A 20,366-nucleotide genomic window follows, 5' to 3' on the forward strand; every position below is an offset into this window, starting at 1 on the left:
GGTCAGTGCAGCGAGAGCTCGGGCTCGACCGAGGCGACCAGCTCGTCGGGAACGACGTCGGGGAAGACCTGGATGCCTTCGAGGACGGAGATGCGATCCCCGACCTCGCGCATGATGGTGGAGATGGGAACGTCGAGGGCCTCCGCGACCGAGGCGAGGATCTCGCTCGACGCCTCCTTCTGTCCGCGTTCGACCTCGCTGAGGTAGCCGAGCGCGACGGACGCCTTGCTTGCGACCTGCCGGAGGGTGCGCCCCTTCTGCAGGCGGAAGTCCCTCAGCACATCGCCGATTTCCTGTCGTACAAGAATCATCGGAACCTCCTCCCCATGTGTTCGATCGAGGTTCCCCTCGAAGAGACAGCCAGTCTAGCCCTCCTGGCCTGCACAGAATCTACCCTTGCACTCTGTGGTTTGAATGTGAGCACATCGGTATCAACCTTCGGCTGTCGGCTCGTATTCCCCGACCGCCTCAGCCAGCATTCGCACCAGCATCGCCACCGACTGCGCGCGCACCGCCGCTCGGTCGCCGTCGAAGACGAACGCCTCCGTGCGAGTGCCCTCCGGAGTGACGACGCCCAGATGGACGGTCCCGACCGGCTGACCGTCCGGCGACTGCGGCCCGGCGATCCCGGTGGTGGAGATACCGACGTCCGCCGACCGTCCGTCGACGGCGACGGCGTGGCGAACCCCCTCGGCCATCTGCCGCGCCACCTCGGGATGGACGGGTCCCTGTGTCGCGAGCAGCTCGGCGTCTACCCCGAGCAGCGAATGCTTGACCGGCGTCGCATACGCGACCACGCCGCCGAGGAGAACGGCGGAGGCTCCGGGAACGGCGACCAGCGCCGCGCAGACCGCGCCGCCGGTCAGCGACTCGGCGACCCCGAGCGTCCAGCCGCGCGCGCGCAGGGCGCCCACGACCATCTCAGGGGTGAACGACGTCATGACCGCTGTCGCGAACCGCGTACCTGCGCCACGATGTAGTCGATTCCGCTGACCACCGTGAGGACGAGCACGATCAGCATGAGCACGAAGGTGATGGTCGTCCACGGACCGAGACCGATCCACACGTGAAGCGGCAACAACGCCCAGCCGAGGGCCACGCCCTGGAACGCGGTCTTGATCTTGCCCATCCAGGCGGCAGCGACGACATGCTCGCTCGCGACCACCAGACGATGGATCGTGATACCCCACTCGCGGACGAGGATCACGATCACGATCCACCAGTTGACCTCGCCCAGAATGGCCAGCCCGATGAAACCGGCCCCCGTGAGGAGCTTGTCGGCGATCGGATCCCACAGCTTCCCGAAGTCGCTCACAATGTCGTAGCGACGCGCGAGATACCCGTCGACCCAGTCGGTCGAGATGGCCACGATGAAGAGGATGCCGGCGATCCAGCGCACCACCGGATCCGAGATTCCATAGGTGCCCCCGAGGAGCAGGAGAACGAAGAAGACCACCGCGAGCGGGATCCGCGTCACCGTGATCGCGTTGGGGAGCTGCCGGGGAATGGCCATCAGTCGCGTCCCGTCAGGCCCCAGGCGTCTTCATCGCCTTCCGCCTCCACGACCGGAAGCCCGTCGTACTGCCCCGCGATCGGGTCGCGCTCGGGCGACGGAGGTGCGGCGGCCGGTGCGCCGGCGCTCGGAGCGGACGCGGGCACGTCCTCGCCGCGAAGGCGAGCCATGACCTGCGGCAGCTGCTCCGGGGTGGCCAGCACGTCGCGGGCCTTCGACCCCTCCGACGGGCCGACGACCTCACGCGACTCGAGCAGATCCATGAGCCGGCCGGCCTTCGCGAACCCGACACGGAGCTTGCGCTGCAGCATCGACGTCGATCCGAACTGCGACGAGATGATGAGCTCGGCCGCGGCGAGGAGGAGCTCGAGGTCGTCGCCGATGTCCTCGTCGACCTCTTTCTTCTTGCTCGGCTCCATCGCCTCCTGCACATCGGCGCGGTACTCCGGTCGAGCCTGACGCGTGACGTGCTTGACGACGGCGTCGATCTCCTTCTCGTCCACCCACGCACCCTGCAGGCGGAAGGGCTTCGACGAGCCCATCGGCGAGAAGAGCGCGTCTCCCTGACCGATCAGCTTGTCGGCGCCGGGGCTGTCGAGGATCACGCGGCTGTCGGTGACGCTCGTGACCGCGAACGCGAGCCGGGACGGCACGTTGGCCTTGATGAGACCGGTGACGACGTCGACGCTCGGACGCTGCGTGGCGAGGACGAGGTGGATCCCGGAGGCACGGGCCAGCTGGGTGATGCGGACGATCGAATCCTCGACGTCACGCGGCGCGACCATCATGAGGTCGGCGAGCTCATCCACCACGACGAGGAGATATGGATAGGGCTTGAGCACCCGCTCGCTGCCCACCGGCACCTCGACCTCACCGGCGCGGACCGCCCGGTTGAAGTCGTCGATGTGACGGAAGCCGAACGACGCGAGGTCGTCGTAGCGCATGTCCATCTCCTTCACGACCCACTGCAGCGCCTCAGCCGCCTTCTTGGGGTTCGTGATGATGGGGGTGATGAGGTGCGGCACCCCGGCATAGCTCGTGAGCTCCACGCGCTTCGGGTCGATCAGCACCATGCGCACATCCGCCGGGCGAGCGCGCATCAGCAGACTCGTGATCATCGAGTTCACGAAGCTCGATTTACCCGAGCCGGTGGAGCCGGCGACGAGGAGGTGCGGCATCTTGGCGAGGTTCGCGACGACGAAGTTGCCACCGACGTCCTTGCCGACGCCGATCGTGAGCGGGTGAGTGCTCTTCTGCGCTGCGGCGGAACGCAGCACGTCGCCGAGGGCCACCGTCTCCCGGTCGGTGTTCGGGATCTCGATGCCGATCGCGCTCTTGCCAGGGATCGGAGAGAGGATGCGGACGTCGTTCGAGGCGACGGCGTAGGCGAAGTTGTTGCTGAGCTGCAGGATCTTCTCGACCTTGACGCCGTGACCGACCTCGACCTCGTACTGCGTGACCGTCGGGCCGCGCGAGAAGCCGGTGACCTTCGCGTCGACCTTGAACTGGTCGAGGACGCTGGTGATCTGCTCGACGATGCGGTCGTTCGCGTCGGAACGCGCGACCGAGGGCGGCCCCTCGGAGAGCACGCCGGGCGACGGAAGGATGTACGGAGCGACCGGAGCCTGTGGCCCCCGCTCCCCCGGCCCTTCGGTGCCGAAGCCGTCGAGCCCCGGGAGCTCGGGCATCTCGCCCGTGTCGGACTCGTCGTCGAGGAGGGCCGTGGTCTGCTGCTCAGCGAGGGAGTCGGCGATGGACCGCACATCGGAGAGCACCTCGGTGGCTGCCTCGGACGGATTGGCGACCGTGACCGCCTGGTCGTACGCGGGCGTCGGCTCGTTCGTGGTGAGCAGTGCCGTGATGTCGTCGGAACCGAGCGTTCCCTCGTCCGGATCCTCCTCGCGGCCCGTCTTGTTCCGGCGCCACCAGGGCAGCACGTCGGGATCGTCGACCTTGTCGGCCTCGTCGATCGCCGCCGCGTCCTTCGTCGGCTTCTCCGGGCGCTCCGCGTCGAACATCCACGCGTAGAGGTCGCCGAGACGCGAACCGATGCGGTTCGGCGGAGTCTTGGTCAGGATCAGGATGCTGAGGACGACCAGCAGCGACAGCAGCACGTAGGCGGGGATGTCGGTGAGGTAGGAGACCGGCTGTCCGAGGAGCCAGCCGAGGAGACCGCCCGATTCGCTCAGAGCCGGCATCCCCTGGTTCGGATGGGGCCGCGGTCCGGCCACATGGAAGATCGCCGACAGCGCCAGCACGAACAGGCCGAAGCCGATCCCGATGCGCCCGTTGTCGTGAACGGAGGAGGGGTGCCGGAAGAGCCAGCCGGCCAGGAGGAGCAACAGCACCGGCATGATGAACGCGACCCGGCCGACGAACAGACCGACCGAATAGGCGCTGATGTTCGCCGCGATCTCGTTGCCGATGAAGAACCACTCGTTGACGGCGCCCAGCACCGCCAGGATCACCAGGAAGAACGGGAAGCCGTCGCGACGGTCGTCCTTCTCGAGCGTCTCCGGCCCGAACGCACGGAAGAGCCCGCCGACCGCGTGCGCCAGGCCGTTCCAGGCGCGGACGGCGACCGGAGGCTTGTCCGCTTCGTCGACGTACTTCTTGGGTGCCGGCGCCGCCTTGGAAGCCGACTGCCGCTTGGGGCGCGACGACGCGGTCGTCGACGCGCGCTCGGTCTTCGTGGTGCTCCTGGCCATGCTCCCACGCTACGTCCAACAGCCGACATCTCCGCGCAATGACGCGGCTTTCCGCGGCTATCCGGGGTCAGGCCTCGATGACGAGGGGCACGATCATCGGACGGCGACGGAGCTTCTGGTTAACCCAGCGGCCGATCGTACGGCGCACGACCTGGGAGAGGGCGTGCGTGTCGCGCACGCCGTTGCCCGAAGCCTCCTTGAGCGCGGCGACGATCTTCGGCGCGACGTCGTCGAAGACCGAGTCGTCCTCCGCCACGCCGCGGGCGTGGATCTCGGGGCCGGAGATGATGCGACCGGTCGCCGCGTCCACCACGACGATGACCGAGATGAACCCCTCCTCGCCCAGGATCCGCCGGTCCTTCAGATCGGCGTCGGTGATCTCGCCCACCGTGGAGCCGTCCACATACACGAACCCGAGATCGAGCTGTCCGCTCACGCGGGCCACGCCGTCCTTGAGGTCGATCACGGTGCCGTTGGAGGCGATGATCGTGTTCTCCTCCGGGATCCCCGTGTCCTGGGCGAGCTTGGCGTTGGCGATCAGGTGGCGGTACTCCCCGTGCACCGGGAGGACGTTCTTCGGCTTGAGGATGTTGTAGCAGTAGAGCAGCTCGCCCGCCGCCGCGTGGCCGGACACGTGCACCCGCGCGTTCGCCTTGTGGACCACGTTCGCGCCGAGCTTCGTGAGGCCGTCGATCACACGGTAGACCGCGTTCTCGTTGCCGGGGATGAGGCTCGAGGCGAGGATGACCGTGTCACCCTCGCTCACCTCGATCGCGTGGTCGAGGTTCGCCATGCGGCTGAGCACCGCCATCGGCTCGCCCTGCGACCCCGTCGACATGTAGACGATCTGCTCGTCGGGCAGGTCGCGGGCCTTCTTGAAGTCGATCAGCACGCCCGCGGGCACCTTGAGGTAGCCGAGCTGCTCGGCGATGGTCATGTTGCGCACCATGCTGCGACCGAGGAAGGCGACGCGCCGTCCGTGCGCGTGCGCGGCGTCGATCACCTGCTGCACGCGGTGCACGTGGCTGGAGAAGCTGGCGACGATGACGCGGCGCGGGGCCTTGCCGATGACCTGGTCGAGGACCGGCCCGATCGAGCGCTCGGTCGGGGTGAACCCGGGGACGTCGGCGTTCGTGGAGTCGACGAGGAAGAGGTCGACGCCCTCCTCCCCCAGCCGCGAGAACGCGCGCAGGTCGGTGATCCGGCCGTCCAGCGGCAGCTGATCCATCTTGAAGTCGCCCGTCGCGAGCACCATGCCCGCCGGCGTGCGGATCGCGACGGCGAGCGCGTCGGGGATGGAGTGGTTGACGGCCACGAACTCGAGGTCGAACGGCCCGACCCTCTCCTTCTGCCCCTCCTTGACGGTGAGGGTGAACGCCTTGATGCGGTGCTCCTTGAGCTTCGCCTCGACGAGCGCGAGCGTCAGGCCGGAGCCGATCAGGGGGATGTCGCTCTTCAGGCGCAGCAGGTACGGCACGGCGCCGATGTGGTCCTCGTGCCCGTGCGTGAGCACCACGCCGACGATGTCGTCGAGACGGTCGCGGATGGGCTCGAAGTCGGGCAGGATCAGGTCGACGCCGGGCTGGTGCTCCTCGGGGAACAGCACGCCGCAATCGACGATCAGGATCTTGCCGTCGTACTCGAACACGGTCATGTTGCGGCCGACCTCGCCGAGGCCGCCGACCGGGATGACCCGCAGCGTTCCTTCGTCGAGAGCGGACGGTTCGGCCAGGGGAATGGACATGCTGTCTCCTCAGTCGGACACTTCGCGCGTCCGTTCGTTCATGGGGACGCGACTCAGCGCGTCGTGCCGTGCACCTTCGGCAGGGCGCCGCCCGCGGCCGCGTTGCGGTCGGGACGGAAGTTCGAGAAGTCCGCACCGGGAACCCCGGCGACCAGATCGAGCTCGTCCTCGATCAGCGCGGCCTCCCACTCCTCCGGGCCCACCAGAGGCAGCCGGACGCGCGGGCTCGAGATGCGACCGAGCCCGTGCAGGATGTACTTCGCCGCGACCGTGCCGGGGACATGCGTCATGACGGCGCGCACCAGAGGCTCGAGGCGCTTGTGCTCGGCGGTGGCGGTGGCGAGGTCGCCCCGGTTCACCGCATCCACGATCGTGCGGTAGGGCGTGGCCGTGATGTTGGCCGTGACCCCGATGAGCCCTGTCGCACCGATCGCGAGATGCGGCAGGACGTTCGCGTCATCGCCCGAGAAGTACATCAGATCGGTCTGGTTGAGCACGCGGCTCACCTCGGAGAAGTCTCCCTTGGCGTCCTTCACGGCGAGGATGTTCGGGTGCTTCGCGAGGCGGAGGATCGTCTCGTACTTGATCGGAACGCCCGTACGACCGGGGATGTCGTACAGGATGACCGGAAGGTCCGTGGCGTCCGCGACGAGGCGGAAGTGCGTCAGGATGCCGGCCTGCGTCGGCTTGTTGTAGTACGGCGTGACGATCATGATGCCGTCGGCACCGGCCTTCTCGCTGGCCTTGTAGAGCTCGATCGCGTGCGCGGTCTCGTTCGATCCACCGCCGGTGATGATCTTGGCGCGGCCGGCGGAGACCGACTTGCCGACCTCGACCAGCTTCAGCTTCTCGGGGTCCGTCAGGGTCGAGGTCTCGCCGGTCGTTCCCGTCACGACGATGCCGTCCGCTCCCGCGGTGATCACGTCATCGATGTGCTTCTCGACGGCGGGCCAGTCGACTTCGCCGTCGGCCGTCATCGGAGTGACGAGCGCGACGAGAACCTGTCCGAAAGGGTTGCCCGAGTGCGTCATGACACCAGCGTATCGGGTCACGTGGCGCGGCCGCGGACCGCGCCGCCTAGGCTCACGCCATGGGATGGATCACGCACGCGTCGCGCCTCGCCTACGAGAACCCCTGGATCCGCGTACGCGAGGACCAGGTCACCGGTCCGAGCGGCCGAGGGATCTACGGCGTCGTCGAGATGCAGCACCCCGCCGTGTTCGTGGTCGCGGTCGACGCCGACGACCGCGTCTGCCTCGTCACTCTTGACCGGTACACCGTGGGGCCGTCGCTCGAGATCCCTGCGGGGGGCACCGACGGCGAAGAACCGCTCGTGGCCGCCCGCCGCGAGTTCCTCGAGGAGACCGGTCACACGGCCGACGACTGGACCGAGCTCGGCACCATGAACGCCCTCAACGGGATCGCCGTCGCGACGGAGCACGTGTTCCTGGCACGCGCGATCCGTCGTGTGGACGAAGCGACCGGCACCCGGGCCGAGGAGGGCATCGAGTCGGTCTCGTGGGTGCCGTTCGCGGACACCCTCGCGATGACCACGGATGGACGGATCACCGATGGAGAGACCATCGCCGCCCTCGCCCTGGCCGGCATCCGGCTCGGACGCTTCCGCTGAGACCCTCAGACGCGCCCGCGCCGCGCCACGGCGGAGGTCAGCGACTGCGGGAGCACGCGGGCGACCGCGACAACGACCTTGTAGCGGAGCGATGGGATCGACACGGGCTTCCCACGGGCGGCATCGCGAAGACCGGTGCGCACCACCGACGGGGCGTCGAGCCACAGGAGACCCGGAACCCCCTCCTGCCCCACCGCGAGGCCCATGCGCTCGTGGAAGGACGTGTGCGTGAAGCCGGGGCAGAGCGCCGTGACCGTCACGCCGTCGCGCGCGTACTCCGCGTTCGCCCAGCGGCTGAAGCCGATCAGCCACGCCTTGCATGCCGAGTACGTCGACCGGGAGATGAACCCGGCGACCGACGCGACGTTGATGATGCGTCCTCCGCGGCCGCGCATGCTCTGGAGTGCGGCGTGCATGAGGCGCATCGATGCCTCCACGTGGACACGCAGGTGCCGCACCTCGTCGTCGATGTCGTTGTCCGCGAACTGCAGCGGCAGCCCGAAGCCGGCGTTGTTCACGAGCAGATCGACCGGATCGGACGTGTCCCGCAGGCGCTCGGCGACGCGCGAGACGCCCTCCTCCTCCGACAGGTCGGCGACGAGCACCTCGACCGCGACGCCATACTCGCTGCGCAGCTCCGCCGCGAGGGCCTCGAGCGCGTCGGCCGAGCGGGCGACCAGGATGAGGTCTCCCCGACGTCGGGCGAGCTGACGCGCGAACTCCGCGCCGAGGCCGGCGCTGGCTCCCGTGATGAGTGCGGTGGGCATCAGCGCTCGTATCCCAGGAAGCGATACCGCACGCCCCTGCGCGAGGTCTGCCACTCCCCCTCGTCCACGAGCCGCCACCCCGTCGTCGGAGGCGCGAACGCGTCGCCGTCGACGTCGAGGTCGATCTCGGTGACCTCGAGCCTGTCGGCGTCGCCGATCACCTGGCGGAAGATCTCCGCCCCGCCGATGATCCACACCCTGTCCCGACCGCGCACGGCCTCGGCCACGGTCGCGGCACGGGAGGCCCCGTCCGCCGCCCAGTCCTGCTGGCGCGTGACGACGAGGTTGTCGCGGCCGGGGAGCGGCCGGAACCGCTCGGGCAGCGAATCCCAGGTCTTGCGCCCCATGATGACCGGGGCTCCGTGCGTGATCTCCTTGAAGTGCGCGAGATCTTCGGGAACGTGCCACGGCATGCCGCCCTCGGCGCCGATCACCCCGCCGTGGGCCTGCGCCCAGATCAGCCCGACCCAGGTCATACCGCCACCGCCGCCCTGATCGGCGCGTGGTGCTGATAGTCCTCCACCACGAAGTCCTCGTAGCGATAGTCGAAGATCGATTCCGGGGTGCGGGCGAAGCGCAGCGTCGGATACGGGAAGGGCTTCCTCGTCAGCTGCTCGCGCACCTGGTCGACGTGGTTGTCGTACACGTGGCAGTCGCCGCCCGTCCAGACGAAGTCGCCCGGTTCCAGCCCGACCTGCTGCGCGATCATCATCGTCAGCAGGGCATAGGACGCGATGTTGAAGGGCACGCCGAGGAACATGTCGGCGCTGCGCTGGTACAGCTGGCAGGAGAGCTTGCCGTCGGCCACGTAGAACTGGAACAGGGCGTGACACGGCGCGAGAGCCATGTCCGGGATGGCGGCGGGGTTCCACGCCGACACGATCAGGCGTCGCGAGTCCGGCGTGCGACGGATCTGCTCGATCACCTCGGACAGCTGGTCGATGCTGCCCCCGTCCGGGGTGGGCCACGAACGCCATTGCACCCCGTACACGGGTCCGAGGTCCCCCTCCGCGTCCGCCCACTCGTCCCAGATCGTCACGCCGTTCTCCTGCAGCCAGCCGACGTTGGAGTCGCCGCGGAGGAACCAGAGCAGCTCGTAGGCGATCGACTTGAAGTGCACGCGCTTGGTCGTGATCAGCGGGAAGCCCTGGGAGAGGTCGAACCGGATCTGACGGCCGAAGACGCTGGTGGTCCCGGTGCCGGTGCGATCGCTCTTGTGCGTCCCCGTCTCGAGGACGTCGCGGAGCAGGTCTTCGTACGGGGTCGGGACGGGGGCGCTCATGGGAGTCAGGATACCCGGCCCGCTCGCCCCGAGGGCGGATCTGCGCTGTGCCGCCGGGGCGTCATCCGCGGAAACATGCGGGCCCCCATGACTCGCGCGCGCTTAGTCTCGACGCATGTCGCCCGTGCTCGCCCTCGCCGTCGTGGCAGTGCTGCTCGGCGTCGCGGTCGCCGTGGGAGCCGTACTGCGTCACCGCGAGGGCGCTCGCCGTCGCGCCGGAGTCGTCCGGTTCGATCCGGCCGACGCGGGGGCTCCGCTCGGCCAACGCGCGACGCTGGTGCAGTTCAGCACCGAGCTGTGCGCGAAGTGCCCGCACGTCCGTCGACTCCTGGGCAGCTACGCCGCGGAACAGGACGGACTGCGCCACGTCGAGATCGACCTCACCACGCGTCCCGACCTCGCCAGCCGCTACCGCGTGCTGCAGACCCCGACCACCCTCGTGGTGGACGGCAGTGGCGAGGTCGTCGCCCGTTTCCACGGCGTGCCGCAGCGGCACGCCCTCACCGACGCCGTCGCTGCGGCGTGACCACACCCGGAGGTCTCATGTCCGCTCCCGCCGGCATCGACCCGCGAGGACCACGGTTCGCCGCGACGATCACCAGCGTCCTGCTGCTCATCGCCACGTTCCTGGCGCTGACCGGCGTCTCCACCCACCGGATCGAGCCCGCGGGCGACTGGGCGATCGTCGCCGCCTCACCCCTCGAGCGACTGACCGACCCCGGCTTCCTGGTCGCGCTCGTGATCGCACTGCTCTTCCTCTGGAGCGTCGTGTCACCGCCGACCACTCCATGGGGTGCGCTGTTCCGCAGGGTCGTCCGCCCGCGCCTCGCGCCACCCTCCGAGCTGGAGGACCCGCGACCTCCACGGTTCGCGCAGGGGGTCGGGCTGGTCGTGGTCGGTGCCGGCCTCGCCCTGCACCTCGCGGGCGTCCCCTGGGCGCTGCCGGTCGCCACCGCGGCGGCCTTCGTCGCCGCGTTCCTGAACGCCGCGTTCTCGTTCTGCCTGGGCTGCCAGCTCTACCTGGTCCTCCAGCGCACCGGCCTGCTCGGACGGAACACGAGGCCCGCCTGACCCGGTTCCCCGGCGACCGGCGGCTCGATAGGCTGGCCCGGAGCGCCGCTGCTCACCCCGCAGCGCGAGAACCGGAGGACCCCCATGCCCGTCACCAGTGAAGCCGCCGCCACGTGGACCGGATCGCTCACCGAGGGATCGGGGACGGTCGCGTTCTCGTCGTCGCACCTCGGCACCTTCCCGCTCGACTGGAAGGCCCGCAGCGAAGGCAGCGACACCACCACCACTCCGGAGGAGCTGATCGCCGCAGCCCACGCCTCGTGCTTCAGCATGGCGCTGTCGCACGCACTCGCCGAGAACGGCACGCCCCCGGAGCGCGTCAACACCAGTGCCTCCGTCACGTTCAAGCCCGGTGTCGGCATCACCGGCAGCCACCTCAACGTGAACGCCGTGGTGCCCGGCCTGACCCCGGCCGCGTTCCAGGAGATCGCCGAGGGTGCCAAGACCGGCTGCCCGGTGTCGCAGGCGCTGGCCGGGATCGACATCACCCTCGAGGCCACTCTCGCCTGATCATCCAGGCGGCGGGCATCCGACGTCGGAATCAGGCGCGGAAGAGCCTGATCGCCTCGCGGATGCTCGCCCTCGCGTCCTTGCGTCGTCCGGCGGCGTCCTGCACCACGCCGAGACGGTAGCGGGCGCGCCAGTCGCTCGGAGCGGCCGCCGCGGCCTCGGTGTAGCGGGCGATCAGAGGATCCGCGTCCGCCCGGGCCAGGCGGCCGCTGGGCGTGAGCTCGGTCTCTACGGGCGGCATGCCCCCCTCGGCATCGAGGATCCGACCGAGCCGGTCGGCCCCGAACCCGAACAGCATCTCCCTGACCAACGCCCAGGCTCCGAGCGGGGCGAGCACGAGGAGCGTGATGCCCATGCCGATCGACACCGGGGTGCCGACGGAGATGAACATCACCGCCAGCCACACCGCCACCGCCAGGTAGACCAGGAGCGCCGCCGCCATCAGGCCGACGCCGATCCGCGACATCACGAGCGCAGACCGAGGTCGATCATGTTCTCCAGCCCGACGACCACTCCGGTCGCCGACGCGGCATACGGCACGGCGAGCCGGATGCCCGGGGCGTACGCGAGGGCCGAGTCGGTGGTGTCGTGCGTCAAGGTGAGCGACTCGCCAGGGCCCGACAGGATCACCTCCTGCTTCGCGATCACGCCGGGACGGCGGAGGGAATGGATCGGGACGCTTGCGACCTGCTGGCCGCGGGCCCGCTGATCCGCGTGCGGCGCACTGACCGGACCCTGCTCTGCCCGCGCCGCGGCGATCAGCTCGGCCGTGCGGACCGCCGTGCCGCTGGGCGAATCGATCTTCGTCTCGCGGTGCGCCTCGATGATCTCCGCCGATCCGAAGAACGGTGCCGCAGCGGCGGCCAGCGCCGAGCCGAGCACGGATCCCAGCGAGAAGTTCGGGATGAAGACCGCACCCGTCCCCGCCGCGTCGACCAGCGGACGCACCAGAGCGATGCGCTCGGCCGACCAGCCCGACGTCGCCACCAGCACGTTGCTGCCCTGCTCCACCGCGGTGCGCACCACGTCGACGCTGATCTGCGGCGTGGAGGCATCCACCACGAGGTCGGCCCCCTGCAACTCCGACAGATCGCTCGATGAACCGAGGACCCGCGTCACCGCGAAGCCGTCGAGCTCCGCGATCACCGAGCCGATGATCGTCCCGAGCTTTCCGGTTCCGCCGACGAGGGCTACCTTCGTGGTCATGCGTCCAGCCTATGGCCGGGCGAGCGACCGCAGCCGCGGCGCGCTGAGGCGCGGCGTCACACGAGGAGCGCGTCGGGGATCCCGGTGCGCAACTCCACGGGCAGGTGTCCGGTGTCGTTGTGAGTGAGCAGCGTCCACGGACGCCCCTGCTTCTGCGCGATCACGGTGAGACCGCAGTGCGACTGGTTCAACGTCATCCAGCGCCACTCCGGCGCCGCCAGCACCTCGCGCACGAACCACGAGATCACGAAGTTGTGCGTGATGAGCACCTCGTGCACCTCGCCGGTCTTGCGGACCAGGAACTCGTTGACCGCATCGGACATCTGCGCGCGGCCGGCCTCGATCTCCGCCTCCGTGACGGAACCGAAGAACGGCTCGAACACCGAGGGCGTCTCCTCCGTCATGCCCGTGGGCACGCAGTCGAACAGGAGCGCCGTCGGCTCGGGATCGACCGACGGAAGACGTCCGGCGATCGCCCTCGCCGTCTCGTTCGCCCGCAGGAGCGGCGAGTGCCAGACCGCATCGAGCGGAAGCCCGGACAGGCGGTCGGCGATCAGCTCCGCCTGCCGCTGGCCGCGCGGCGACAGGGGTCCGTCGGCGAGGCCGTGCTCGGCATCCTGATGTTCACCGTGTCTGACCAGATATATGTAGTGCGTCACAACTCGCTCGCTCGCTTCATCGCCAGCTCCCGCCGGACCTCTCCTCCACCCTATGTCACGGGTGGGCCGACGTTCAGTTGCCCGCGCGGGAGAGCTCGGCCACCTGACTCCGTGACAGTGCCACACCCGCACCCTGCATGAGCTCGTCCACCTGCTCGGCCGCGAACGTGTTCACGATCGGCGCGGTCACCGTGCGCTGCGCCAGGAGCCAGGCGATCGAGACCGCGGCCACGGGCACCCCGAGCTCCTCGGCCACCTGGTCGAGTGCACGGAGGATCTTGATGCCGCGCCGGTTGAGGTGGCCGCGCAGCTGTTCCCCGCGCACGCCGCGCGAGGTGAGCGCCTTGTTGCGGTGACGCCCCGACAAGAAGCCGTGCTCGAGAGCGTGCGAGGGCGTGACCGCGAGGTTCTGCGCTCCGGCCACCAGCCGCAGGTCGCCCTCGAACGGCTGACGCCGCACGAGGTTGTACGGCGCGTCGATGACCGTGATGCGGGGGTATCCGGCCGAGGCCAGGATGCGCGCTTCCACGAGTCGCTCCGGGCTCAGTCCGTAGGCACCGACGGCGCCGATCTTGCCGGCCTCCATCAGCCACTCGACCGTCGCGAGCGTGTCTTCCAGGTTGGTCGTCGCATCGAGCGTCGCGTCGAGGTACAGCACATCGATGCGCTCCACGCCCAACCTCGTCAGCGATCCCTCGACGGCGCGGACGAGGTTGACCGAGCCGAGTCCGGGGTTGTCGGCGTGAGCGCCGATGCGGACGCTCAACACGACCCGGTCCCGCTGGTCTCGCGACCGCAGCCACTGTCCGAGGATGTGCTCGCTGCGACCACCGGAGAAGCCGTCGGCCGTGTGGATGGCGTTCCCGCCGATCTCGGCGTAGCGGTCCAGGATGCCGTGGCTCGTCTCCAGGTCGACGTTCCACCCGAACTCGGCGGCGCCGAGCATGAGCGGGAAGGTCTCGAAGCCGGTCTCCCCGAGCGGGAGCCGGATGGCCTCGCCGACGCCGGGGCCGACGATGGGGATGGGGGCGGACGGGTGGTCCTCGTGTTCCTGCGCGGCGCGATCAGCCGCTGTTCCTGCGCCTACGCTGAACAACCGCATACTCTCACCCCCGCATCGATCGGTGCGTGCCGACCTGCCTCGCTGCCTGACTAGCACCCCCCGGTGCGTACTTCGAGGGTATGCGACCGCAGCCGACGTCCCGACCAATCCGGGGAACGGCGCGGAAACTTCCGATAACGTTTTGATCACATCGCCGACGACGAAGCCCGGCCCCCTCCTCGCGGAGAGAGCCGGGCTCCAGACGAACGGGCGGAGTTACTCCGCCGCGGCCTCGTCCGACGGCGCCTGCTCAGCGGCCGGGGCGTCGTCGAGCACGGGCTCCAGCGAGAGCTTGCCGCGGTCGTCGATCTTCGTGATCTTGACGAGGATCTTCTGACCGACCGAGAGGACGTCTTCGACGTTCTCCACGCGCTTGCCACCGGCGAGCTTGCGCACCTCGGTGACGTGCAGCAGGCCGTCCTTGCCGGGCAGCAACGAGATGAAGGCGCCGAACGTGGCGATCTTCACGACGGTGCCGAGGAACTGCTCGCCGACCTCCGGGTTGGTGGGGTTGGCGATCGCGTTCACCTGGGCACGGGCGGCCTCGGCCGAGGGGCCGTCGGTCGCGCCGATGTAGACGGTGCCGTCCTCCTCGATGGAGATCTGCGCACCGGTCTCGTCCTGGATCGCGTTGATCGTCTTGCCCTTCGGGCCGATCAGCTCACCGATCTTGTCGACCGGGATCTGCACGCTGATGACGCGCGGCGCGGTGGGCGCCATCTCGTCGGGAGCGTCGATCGCGGCGTTCAGGACGTTGAGGATCGTCAGACGGGCGTCCTTGGCCTGGGTCAGCGCGCCGGCGAGCACCGACGACGGGATGCCGTCGAGCTTCGTGTCGAGCTGGATGGCGGTGACGAACTCGCTCGTACCGGCGACCTTGAAGTCCATGTCGCCGAGCGCGTCCTCCGCACCCAGGATGTCGGTCAGCGCGGCGTAACGGGTCTCCCCGTTCACCTCGTCGGAGACCAGGCCCATCGCGATGCCGGCGACGGGAGCGCGCAGCGGCACACCCGCGTTCAGCAGCGAGAGGGTCGAGGCGCACACGGAGCCCATCGAGGTCGAGCCGTTGGAGCTCAGCGCCTCGGACACCTGACGGATCGCGTACGGGAACTCCTCGCGGCTCGGCAGCACCGGCACGAGGGCGCGCTCGGCGAGGAAGCCGTGCCCGATCTCGCGACGCTTCGGCGAACCCACGCGGCCGGTCTCACCGGTCGAGTAGGGCGGGAAGTTGTAGTGGTGCATGTAGCGCTTGCTGGTCGTGGGCGACAGCGAGTCGATCTGCTGCTCCATCTTGAGCATGTTCAGCGTGGTGACACCCATGATCTGGGTCTCGCCGCGCTGGAAGATCGCAGAGCCGTGCACGCGCGGGATGACCTGCACCTCGGCGTCGAGCGGGCGGATGTCCGCCAGCCCGCGGCCGTCGATGCGGGTGCCCTCGGTGAGGATGCGCCCGCGGACGATCTTCTTCGTGACCGACTTGTACGCGGCGGAGAACTCCAGCGGGGCCGCGGCCGGGAGCGAGCCCGCCTCGGTGGCCTCGATGAGCTCGGCCTTGACGCGCTCCTTGATGGCGTCGTCGGCGTTCTGGCGCTCGGTCTTGTCGGCGATCTGGTAGACGTCGCTCAGCTCGGCGAACGCGCGCTCGGACACGAAGTCGTAGACCTCATCGCTGTAGGCCGGGAAGACCGGGTAGACGCCCGGCTCCTTCGACGCCGTGGCGGCGAGCTCGGCCTGTGCCTTCACGAGCTGGGCGATGAACGGCTTCGAGGCCTCGAGGCCCTGGGCCACGACGCTCTCGTCGGGCTTGGTGGCGCCCGCCTTGATCAGGTTCCAGCTGCCCTCGGTCGCCTCGGCCTCGACCATCATGATCGCGACGTCTTCGGAGCCGTCGGCCTTGGTGACAACGCGACCGGCAACGATCAGGTCAAACACGGCCTCCGACACCTGCTCGGCCGTCGGGAACGCGACCCACTGGTCGGCGTGCTCGCCGTGGCCGGGGATGAACGCGAGGCGCACACCGGCGACGGGGCCGGAGAACGGCAGGCCCGAGATCTGGGTCGACGCGGACGCGGCGTTGATCGCCAGCGCGTCGTGGAACTCGCCCGGCGCGATCGAGAGGACCGTGATGACGATCTGGACCTCGTTGCGCAGGCCGTCGACGAACGACGGACGCAGCGGACGGTCGATCAGACGGCAGACCAGGATCGCCTCCGTGGAGGGACGACCCTCACGACGGAAGAACGAGCCGGGGATCTTGCCGGCGGCGTAGGACCGCTCCTCGACGTCGACCGTCAGCGGGAAGAAGTCGAAGCCCTCGCGCGGGTGCTTGCCCGCGCTGGTGGCCGAGAGGAGCATGGTCTCGCCGTCGAGGTAGGCGGCGACAGCGCCCTGAGCCTGCTGCGCGAGGCGGCCGGTCTCGAAGCGGATGGTGCGGGTGCCGAAGCGGCCGTTGTCGAGAACGGCCTCGGTGGCGGTGATTTCAGGACCTTCCAAGAGGTCTCTCCTTCTTTGTTTAGCCTCGCGGGCCCGTGTGACGCGCGAGGTGTTCATGAAGGAGCGGATGCGGTGGGGTTCGGGCGCGCGGGGATTCCCCGAGTCTCGCCTGCGCTGGCCACCAGTAGAAAGCCACCCGACGACCGCGCCGAGGAACCCACCACAGGGGACCAGCTTCTCCGCCGATCGCTCCATGAGTCGATGTGAAGTTGTACAGTCGACCGCAGTCAACCGGATCCACCCTACCAGCGACGTCCTCGGATCCCGCGTGCTCTCGCCGTCGAAAGTGTCGACACCCGCCGGTCATGGTGTGTTCACCCTCCCGTCGACCGTGCGTCCAGGGCGTCGGCTCTGCTGGGGCCATGCGCATGTCAGTGATCGGATGCGGGTACCTCGGGGCCGTGCACGCCGCGGCCATGGCATCGCTCGGACACGAGGTGATCGGCGTCGACGTCGACGAGGGCCGCGTGGCTGCGCTCTCCCGCGGGCAGGCCCCGTTCTTCGAGCCGCAGTTGGACGACCTCCTCGCGTCGGGTCGGGCGGCAGGGCGCCTCCGCTTCGGCACCCGCATCGAGGACGCGGCAGGCGCGACCGTGCACTTCCTCGCCGTCGGCACGCCGCAGCAGCCGCACGGCCCGGCCGCTGACCTGCGCTTCGTGGACGCCGCCGTCGACGCGCTGCTCCCTCACCTGCGCCCCGGCGACGTGGTGGCGGGCAAGTCCACGGTTCCCGTCGGCACCGCCGCGCGTCTCGCCGGACTCGTGCACGACCGCGGAGCGACGCTGGCGTGGAACCCCGAGTTCCTCCGGGAGGGCTGGGCCGTGCACGACACCCTGACCCCCGATCGGATCGTGGTGGGGGCGGACAGCGGGGCAGCGGGCGAGCGCGCCGTCGCGGTCCTGCGCGACGTGTACCGTGCCGCGATCGAGGCGGGAACCCCCTTCCTCGCGACCGACCTCGCCACCGCCGAGCTGGTGAAGGGAGCGGCCAACGCCTTCCTCGCCACCAAGATCTCGTTCATCAATGCCATGGCCGAGATCGCCGAGGCCGCGGACGCCGACATCGCCCTGCTCGCGGAGGCGCTCGGCCACGACACGCGCATCGGGCCACGCTACCTCGGCTCCGGCATCGGATTCGGCGGCGGCTGCCTGCCCAAGGACATCCGGGCGTTCGCGGCGCGCGCGGAGGAGCTCGGTCGGCGCGAGGCCGTGGGCTTCCTGCACGAGGTGGACGCGATCAACCTCCGCCGCAGAGACCGCGCGGTGCAGCTCGTGGTCGACGCCCTCGCCGGACGGGTGTTCGGCCGCCGGATCGCGGTGCTCGGTGCCGCGTTCAAACCCTTCAGCGACGACGTGCGCGACTCCCCTGCGCTCGATGTCGCCGTGCGCCTGCGCGGCCTCGGCGCCGACGTCGTGGTCACCGACCCCGCGGCGATCGACAACGCCAGGGCCCTGCACCCGCAGCTGGGATACACGAGCGACCGGGACGAGGCCCTCCGCGGGGCCGACGCCGTGGTGGTCGTGACGGAGTGGGACGAGTACCGGCGTGCGCTCTCCCCCGCGCATGCGGGGTCGCTCGTGCGCGGACGAGTCGTGGTCGACGGCCGCAACTGCCTCGACGCCGCGGCGTGGCGTGCGGCCGGTTGGACGTACCGCGGCATGGGTCGTCGCTGAGCGCCACCCCCGCGCTCAGCCCACCGGCGCGCCGCGCTCGACGGACGAGCGACCGAGGTAGACGTAGTCGTCGTGCTTGGCGCGGCGGCCGTCACCCGCGGCCCTCCCGTGCAGGCGACGCCATACCCACGGCAGCGCGTACCGCCGCCACCACGCACCGGCTCCGATCGACTCGTGCTCGTGCAGCACGGCGTCGAGCGCGCCGAGGGCCTCGGCGTGGGGCACCCCGAGCACCTCGCCGACGCGATAGGCGAGGAACCGGTGCCCGCGACTGCTGAGGTGCACGAGATCCTCCCCCCAGTGCGGTCGCTCCGCGAGCGCGGGGTGCAGGTCGGTGTCGATCAGGATGGCGCCGGTCCGCGCGGCCACCCCGGCGAGCGCGGTCGCGAAAGTTGCGAAGCGTCGCGCGTACAGGGCTGCCGCGCGTCGTCCGGGGAGGAAGGGCGTCACCAGCACGACCTCGGCGCCGCCGGCGCGCAGTCGCACGATCGCGCCCTCGACCTGTGCCGCGAGCGTCGGCACGGGGGCACGGTACTTCACGAGGTCGTTCGCGCCCACGAGGATCGAGACCAGGTCGGGTCGGAGCTCCAGCGCGCGCTCGAGCTGCTCCCCACAGACGTCCTGCACGCGCTTCGACCGGATGGCGAGGTTGGCGTAGTGCAACCCGCCCCGCGCTGCGAGCAGCAGCGCCAGTCGGTCGGCCCAGCCCCGCAGCGCCCCATCCGCGCCCGGGTCGCACAGGCCCTCCGTCAGCGAGTCGCCCAGCGCGACGTATCTGCGCCAGCGCGCCGGCGGCACGGGTGGCGTGGGCTCGGGCCGCACGAGCCGACGGGCTCGCGCCGCCGCGTCCGTCCTGTGCAGCTCCTCGGCCTCCGCGAAGTGCCCGAGGAGCTGATCCCCGACGGCCGCCCAGCTGCGCGCCTGGACGCTCTCGTGACCGGCGCGGCCGAACGCGCGCCGCGTGTGCGCATCGGCCGCGAGCTCGCCCACGCGCCGGCGCAGCTCCCGCAGGTCACCGGGAGGGTAGAGCCAGCCGTCGACTCCGCTGCGTACGAGGTCGAGCGGTCCCCCGCGCCCCGTCGCGACGATGGGGACGCCGCTCGCGTGCGCCTCCTGCAGAGTCTGCCCGAAGGTCTCGCTCTCCCCCGGGTGCACGAACACGTCGAACGACGCCAGGGCCGCGGCGAGCGCGTCGCCGTCGAGGTGGCCCAGGAACAGGGCGTCAGGGAGCAGGTGCTGCAGGCGCGCACGGCTCGGGCCGTCGCCGACCACGACGAGACGGGTACCGGGGATCCCGGCGAGCACGGCCAGGTCTTCCACCTGCTTCTCCGGGGCCAGACGCCCGACATAGCCGATCACGGTCTGCTCACCCCACCGTGCACGCAGAGCGGGGTCGCGGCGCGTCGGATGGAACCGCTCCGCGTCCACGCCTCTCCCCCAGCGGCGGAGGCGGTCGACGCCGAGCTGAGCGAGCTGTCGGGCGGACTCGGCAGACGGAGCCAGCGTCAGGGTGGCCCGCCGGTGGAGCCGGGTGACGTGCGCCTGCGCGATCCCCGCTGTCGCGGCCACGCGGTAGCGCTCGGCGTAGGACACGACATCGGTCTGGTATGCGGCCACCGCGGCGACTCCCTGCCGCTCCGCCGCGAGCACGCCCCGCCACCCGAGGGCGAACGGCGACGCCAGGTGCACCACGTCCGGTCGGAAGTCGGCCCAGCTCGCGATGATCCGCGCCGGGGCGGACGCGCCCACCCGCACGTCGCGGTAGCCGGGAAGGGGCATGCTCGGCACCGCCGTGATCCGAGCGCCGTGGAGCTCGCGCGGCATGCCCTCCGCCGCCGGCGCGATGACCTGCGCCTCGTGTCCACGGCGCTCGAGATGGCGGAGGATCTGCATCACGGATCCGGTCACGCCGTTCATGTGCGGAAGGAAGGACTCGGTGACGATCGCGACTCTCACACCCACAGGATGGCCGCGGCTCGGGCGGCCACCGCCTGGAAACGGACCGGTG

20 protein-coding genes are annotated in these 20,366 nt (G+C 70.0%); 5 read left to right on the forward strand and 15 right to left on the reverse strand.

Annotated features, from left to right (window positions below):
• Positions 1-2 precede the first annotated feature (2 nt).
• From DW297_RS18045 to dapA, 6 genes are all read right to left on the reverse strand, one after another.
• Entirely contained in the window at positions 3-311 is a 309-nt protein-coding gene (locus DW297_RS18045; protein ID WP_136035011.1) for a helix-turn-helix domain-containing protein, read from the reverse strand.
• 120 nt (positions 312-431) lie between these two features.
• Positions 432-941 (reverse strand): CinA family protein, encoded by a 510-nt coding sequence (locus tag DW297_RS18050; protein WP_136035013.1) that lies wholly within the window; start codon positions 939-941, stop codon positions 432-434.
• Positions 938-1,513, reverse strand: coding sequence for a CDP-diacylglycerol--glycerol-3-phosphate 3-phosphatidyltransferase (pgsA, locus tag DW297_RS18055; RefSeq protein ID WP_136035015.1), 576 nt, complete (start codon positions 1,511-1,513; stop codon positions 938-940). The genes DW297_RS18050 and pgsA overlap by 4 nt, the downstream gene beginning before the upstream one ends.
• Entirely contained in the window at positions 1,513-4,221 is a 2,709-nt protein-coding gene (locus tag DW297_RS18060; RefSeq protein WP_136035016.1) for a DNA translocase FtsK, read from the reverse strand. Before DW297_RS18060 ends, pgsA begins: the two co-directional genes overlap by 1 nt.
• Positions 4,222-4,288: 67 nt before the next feature.
• Positions 4,289-5,965: a ribonuclease J gene (locus tag DW297_RS18065; RefSeq protein ID WP_136035018.1), complete on the reverse strand. Its 1,677-nt coding sequence runs from the start codon at positions 5,963-5,965 to the stop codon at positions 4,289-4,291.
• 53 nt (positions 5,966-6,018) lie between these two features.
• The gene (gene dapA, locus DW297_RS18070; protein WP_136035020.1) at positions 6,019-6,996 is read right to left on the reverse strand and encodes a 4-hydroxy-tetrahydrodipicolinate synthase; all 978 of its coding nucleotides are present in this window, start codon (positions 6,994-6,996) and stop codon (positions 6,019-6,021) included.
• 59 nt (positions 6,997-7,055) lie between these two features.
• On the opposite strand from dapA, the gene DW297_RS18075 reads away from it, so the two are divergent.
• Positions 7,056-7,595 (forward strand): NUDIX domain-containing protein, encoded by a 540-nt coding sequence (locus DW297_RS18075; protein WP_136035022.1) that lies wholly within the window; start codon positions 7,056-7,058, stop codon positions 7,593-7,595.
• A 5-nt stretch (positions 7,596-7,600) separates the two neighbouring features.
• On the opposite strand, the gene DW297_RS18080 is transcribed toward DW297_RS18075, so the two are convergent.
• From DW297_RS18080 to DW297_RS18090, 3 genes are read right to left on the reverse strand one after another with little or no spacing between them, the layout of a single operon-like run.
• The gene (locus DW297_RS18080; RefSeq protein ID WP_136035024.1) at positions 7,601-8,362 is read right to left on the reverse strand and encodes an SDR family NAD(P)-dependent oxidoreductase; all 762 of its coding nucleotides are present in this window, start codon (positions 8,360-8,362) and stop codon (positions 7,601-7,603) included.
• On the reverse strand, positions 8,362-8,838 hold the full coding sequence (locus DW297_RS18085; RefSeq protein ID WP_136035026.1) for a dihydrofolate reductase: 477 nt from the start codon (positions 8,836-8,838) through the stop codon (positions 8,362-8,364). Before DW297_RS18085 ends, DW297_RS18080 begins: the two co-directional genes overlap by 1 nt.
• Positions 8,835-9,644, reverse strand: coding sequence for a thymidylate synthase (locus DW297_RS18090; RefSeq protein WP_136035028.1), 810 nt, complete (start codon positions 9,642-9,644; stop codon positions 8,835-8,837). Before DW297_RS18090 ends, DW297_RS18085 begins: the two co-directional genes overlap by 4 nt.
• A gap of 115 nt (positions 9,645-9,759) precedes the next feature.
• Here DW297_RS18090 and DW297_RS18095 point away from each other — a divergent pair, with 115 nt between their 5' ends.
• From DW297_RS18095 to DW297_RS18105, 3 genes are all read left to right on the forward strand, one after another.
• The gene (locus DW297_RS18095) at positions 9,760-10,170 is read left to right on the forward strand and encodes a thioredoxin family protein (protein ID WP_136035030.1); all 411 of its coding nucleotides are present in this window, start codon (positions 9,760-9,762) and stop codon (positions 10,168-10,170) included.
• A 17-nt stretch (positions 10,171-10,187) separates the two neighbouring features.
• On the forward strand, positions 10,188-10,715 hold the full coding sequence (locus DW297_RS18100) for a DUF4395 domain-containing protein (protein ID WP_136035032.1): 528 nt from the start codon (positions 10,188-10,190) through the stop codon (positions 10,713-10,715).
• An 84-nt stretch (positions 10,716-10,799) separates the two neighbouring features.
• On the forward strand, positions 10,800-11,225 hold the full coding sequence (locus tag DW297_RS18105) for an OsmC family peroxiredoxin (RefSeq protein WP_136035033.1): 426 nt from the start codon (positions 10,800-10,802) through the stop codon (positions 11,223-11,225).
• 31 nt (positions 11,226-11,256) lie between these two features.
• Here DW297_RS18105 and DW297_RS18110 read toward each other — a convergent pair whose 3' ends face one another.
• The 5 genes from DW297_RS18110 to DW297_RS18130 all read right to left on the reverse strand — a co-directional run bounded on the left by DW297_RS18110 (position 11,257) and on the right by DW297_RS18130 (position 16,685).
• Positions 11,257-11,691, reverse strand: a complete 435-nt coding sequence (locus DW297_RS18110) for a hypothetical protein (RefSeq protein ID WP_136035035.1) — start codon at positions 11,689-11,691, stop codon at positions 11,257-11,259.
• Positions 11,691-12,431: a 4-hydroxy-tetrahydrodipicolinate reductase gene (gene dapB / locus DW297_RS18115; protein ID WP_136035037.1), complete on the reverse strand. Its 741-nt coding sequence runs from the start codon at positions 12,429-12,431 to the stop codon at positions 11,691-11,693. Before dapB ends, DW297_RS18110 begins: the two co-directional genes overlap by 1 nt.
• Positions 12,432-12,487: 56 nt before the next feature.
• Entirely contained in the window at positions 12,488-13,090 is a 603-nt protein-coding gene (locus DW297_RS18120) for a histidine phosphatase family protein (RefSeq protein ID WP_136035039.1), read from the reverse strand.
• 73 nt (positions 13,091-13,163) lie between these two features.
• A complete protein-coding gene (locus DW297_RS18125; RefSeq protein ID WP_136035041.1) occupies positions 13,164-14,192 on the reverse strand; it encodes an aldo/keto reductase in 1,029 nt (342 codons plus the stop codon).
• 216 nt (positions 14,193-14,408) lie between these two features.
• Entirely contained in the window at positions 14,409-16,685 is a 2,277-nt protein-coding gene (locus tag DW297_RS18130) for a polyribonucleotide nucleotidyltransferase (RefSeq protein WP_136035044.1), read from the reverse strand.
• Between the two features lie 362 nt (positions 16,686-17,047).
• Here DW297_RS18130 and DW297_RS18135 point away from each other — a divergent pair, with 362 nt between their 5' ends.
• Positions 17,048-18,358, forward strand: coding sequence for a UDP-glucose dehydrogenase family protein (locus tag DW297_RS18135; RefSeq protein ID WP_136035045.1), 1,311 nt, complete (start codon positions 17,048-17,050; stop codon positions 18,356-18,358).
• A gap of 15 nt (positions 18,359-18,373) precedes the next feature.
• On the opposite strand, the gene DW297_RS18140 is transcribed toward DW297_RS18135, so the two are convergent.
• Positions 18,374-20,314, reverse strand: coding sequence for a GDSL-type esterase/lipase family protein (locus DW297_RS18140; RefSeq protein ID WP_136035046.1), 1,941 nt, complete (start codon positions 20,312-20,314; stop codon positions 18,374-18,376).
• Between the last annotated feature and the right edge of the window lie 52 nt (positions 20,315-20,366).

The organism is Microbacterium sp. PF5, assembly GCF_004794315.1.
GTDB classification, from domain to species: Bacteria; Actinomycetota; Actinomycetes; order Actinomycetales; family Microbacteriaceae; genus Microbacterium; species Microbacterium sufflavum.

What these genes read in the sequence shown, in the direction of transcription:
- DW297_RS18060 (WP_136035016.1), bottom strand. Translation starts at nt 4,221, where the DNA reads ATGGCCAGGAGCACCACGAAGACCGAGCGCGCGTCGACGACCGCGTCG.
- DW297_RS18050 (WP_136035013.1), bottom strand. Translation starts at nt 941, where the DNA reads ATGACGTCGTTCACCCCTGAGATGGTCGTGGGCGCCCTGCGCGCGCGC.
- DW297_RS18110 (WP_136035035.1), bottom strand. Translation starts at nt 11,691, where the DNA reads ATGTCGCGGATCGGCGTCGGCCTGATGGCGGCGGCGCTCCTGGTCTAC.
- DW297_RS18105 (WP_136035033.1), top strand. Translation starts at nt 10,800, where the DNA reads ATGCCCGTCACCAGTGAAGCCGCCGCCACGTGGACCGGATCGCTCACC.
- dapA (WP_136035020.1), bottom strand. Translation starts at nt 6,996, where the DNA reads ATGACGCACTCGGGCAACCCTTTCGGACAGGTTCTCGTCGCGCTCGTC.
- dapB (WP_136035037.1), bottom strand. Translation starts at nt 12,431, where the DNA reads ATGACCACGAAGGTAGCCCTCGTCGGCGGAACCGGAAAGCTCGGGACG.
- DW297_RS18065 (WP_136035018.1), bottom strand. Translation starts at nt 5,965, where the DNA reads ATGTCCATTCCCCTGGCCGAACCGTCCGCTCTCGACGAAGGAACGCTG.
- pgsA (WP_136035015.1), bottom strand. Translation starts at nt 1,513, where the DNA reads ATGGCCATTCCCCGGCAGCTCCCCAACGCGATCACGGTGACGCGGATC.
- DW297_RS18125 (WP_136035041.1), bottom strand. Translation starts at nt 14,192, where the DNA reads ATGCGGTTGTTCAGCGTAGGCGCAGGAACAGCGGCTGATCGCGCCGCG.
- DW297_RS18045 (WP_136035011.1), bottom strand. Translation starts at nt 311, where the DNA reads ATGATTCTTGTACGACAGGAAATCGGCGATGTGCTGAGGGACTTCCGC.
- DW297_RS18080 (WP_136035024.1), bottom strand. Translation starts at nt 8,362, where the DNA reads ATGCCCACCGCACTCATCACGGGAGCCAGCGCCGGCCTCGGCGCGGAG.
- DW297_RS18100 (WP_136035032.1), top strand. Translation starts at nt 10,188, where the DNA reads ATGTCCGCTCCCGCCGGCATCGACCCGCGAGGACCACGGTTCGCCGCG.
- DW297_RS18085 (WP_136035026.1), bottom strand. Translation starts at nt 8,838, where the DNA reads ATGACCTGGGTCGGGCTGATCTGGGCGCAGGCCCACGGCGGGGTGATC.
- DW297_RS18095 (WP_136035030.1), top strand. Translation starts at nt 9,760, where the DNA reads ATGTCGCCCGTGCTCGCCCTCGCCGTCGTGGCAGTGCTGCTCGGCGTC.
- DW297_RS18090 (WP_136035028.1), bottom strand. Translation starts at nt 9,644, where the DNA reads ATGAGCGCCCCCGTCCCGACCCCGTACGAAGACCTGCTCCGCGACGTC.
- DW297_RS18135 (WP_136035045.1), top strand. Translation starts at nt 17,048, where the DNA reads ATGCGCATGTCAGTGATCGGATGCGGGTACCTCGGGGCCGTGCACGCC.
- DW297_RS18075 (WP_136035022.1), top strand. Translation starts at nt 7,056, where the DNA reads ATGGGATGGATCACGCACGCGTCGCGCCTCGCCTACGAGAACCCCTGG.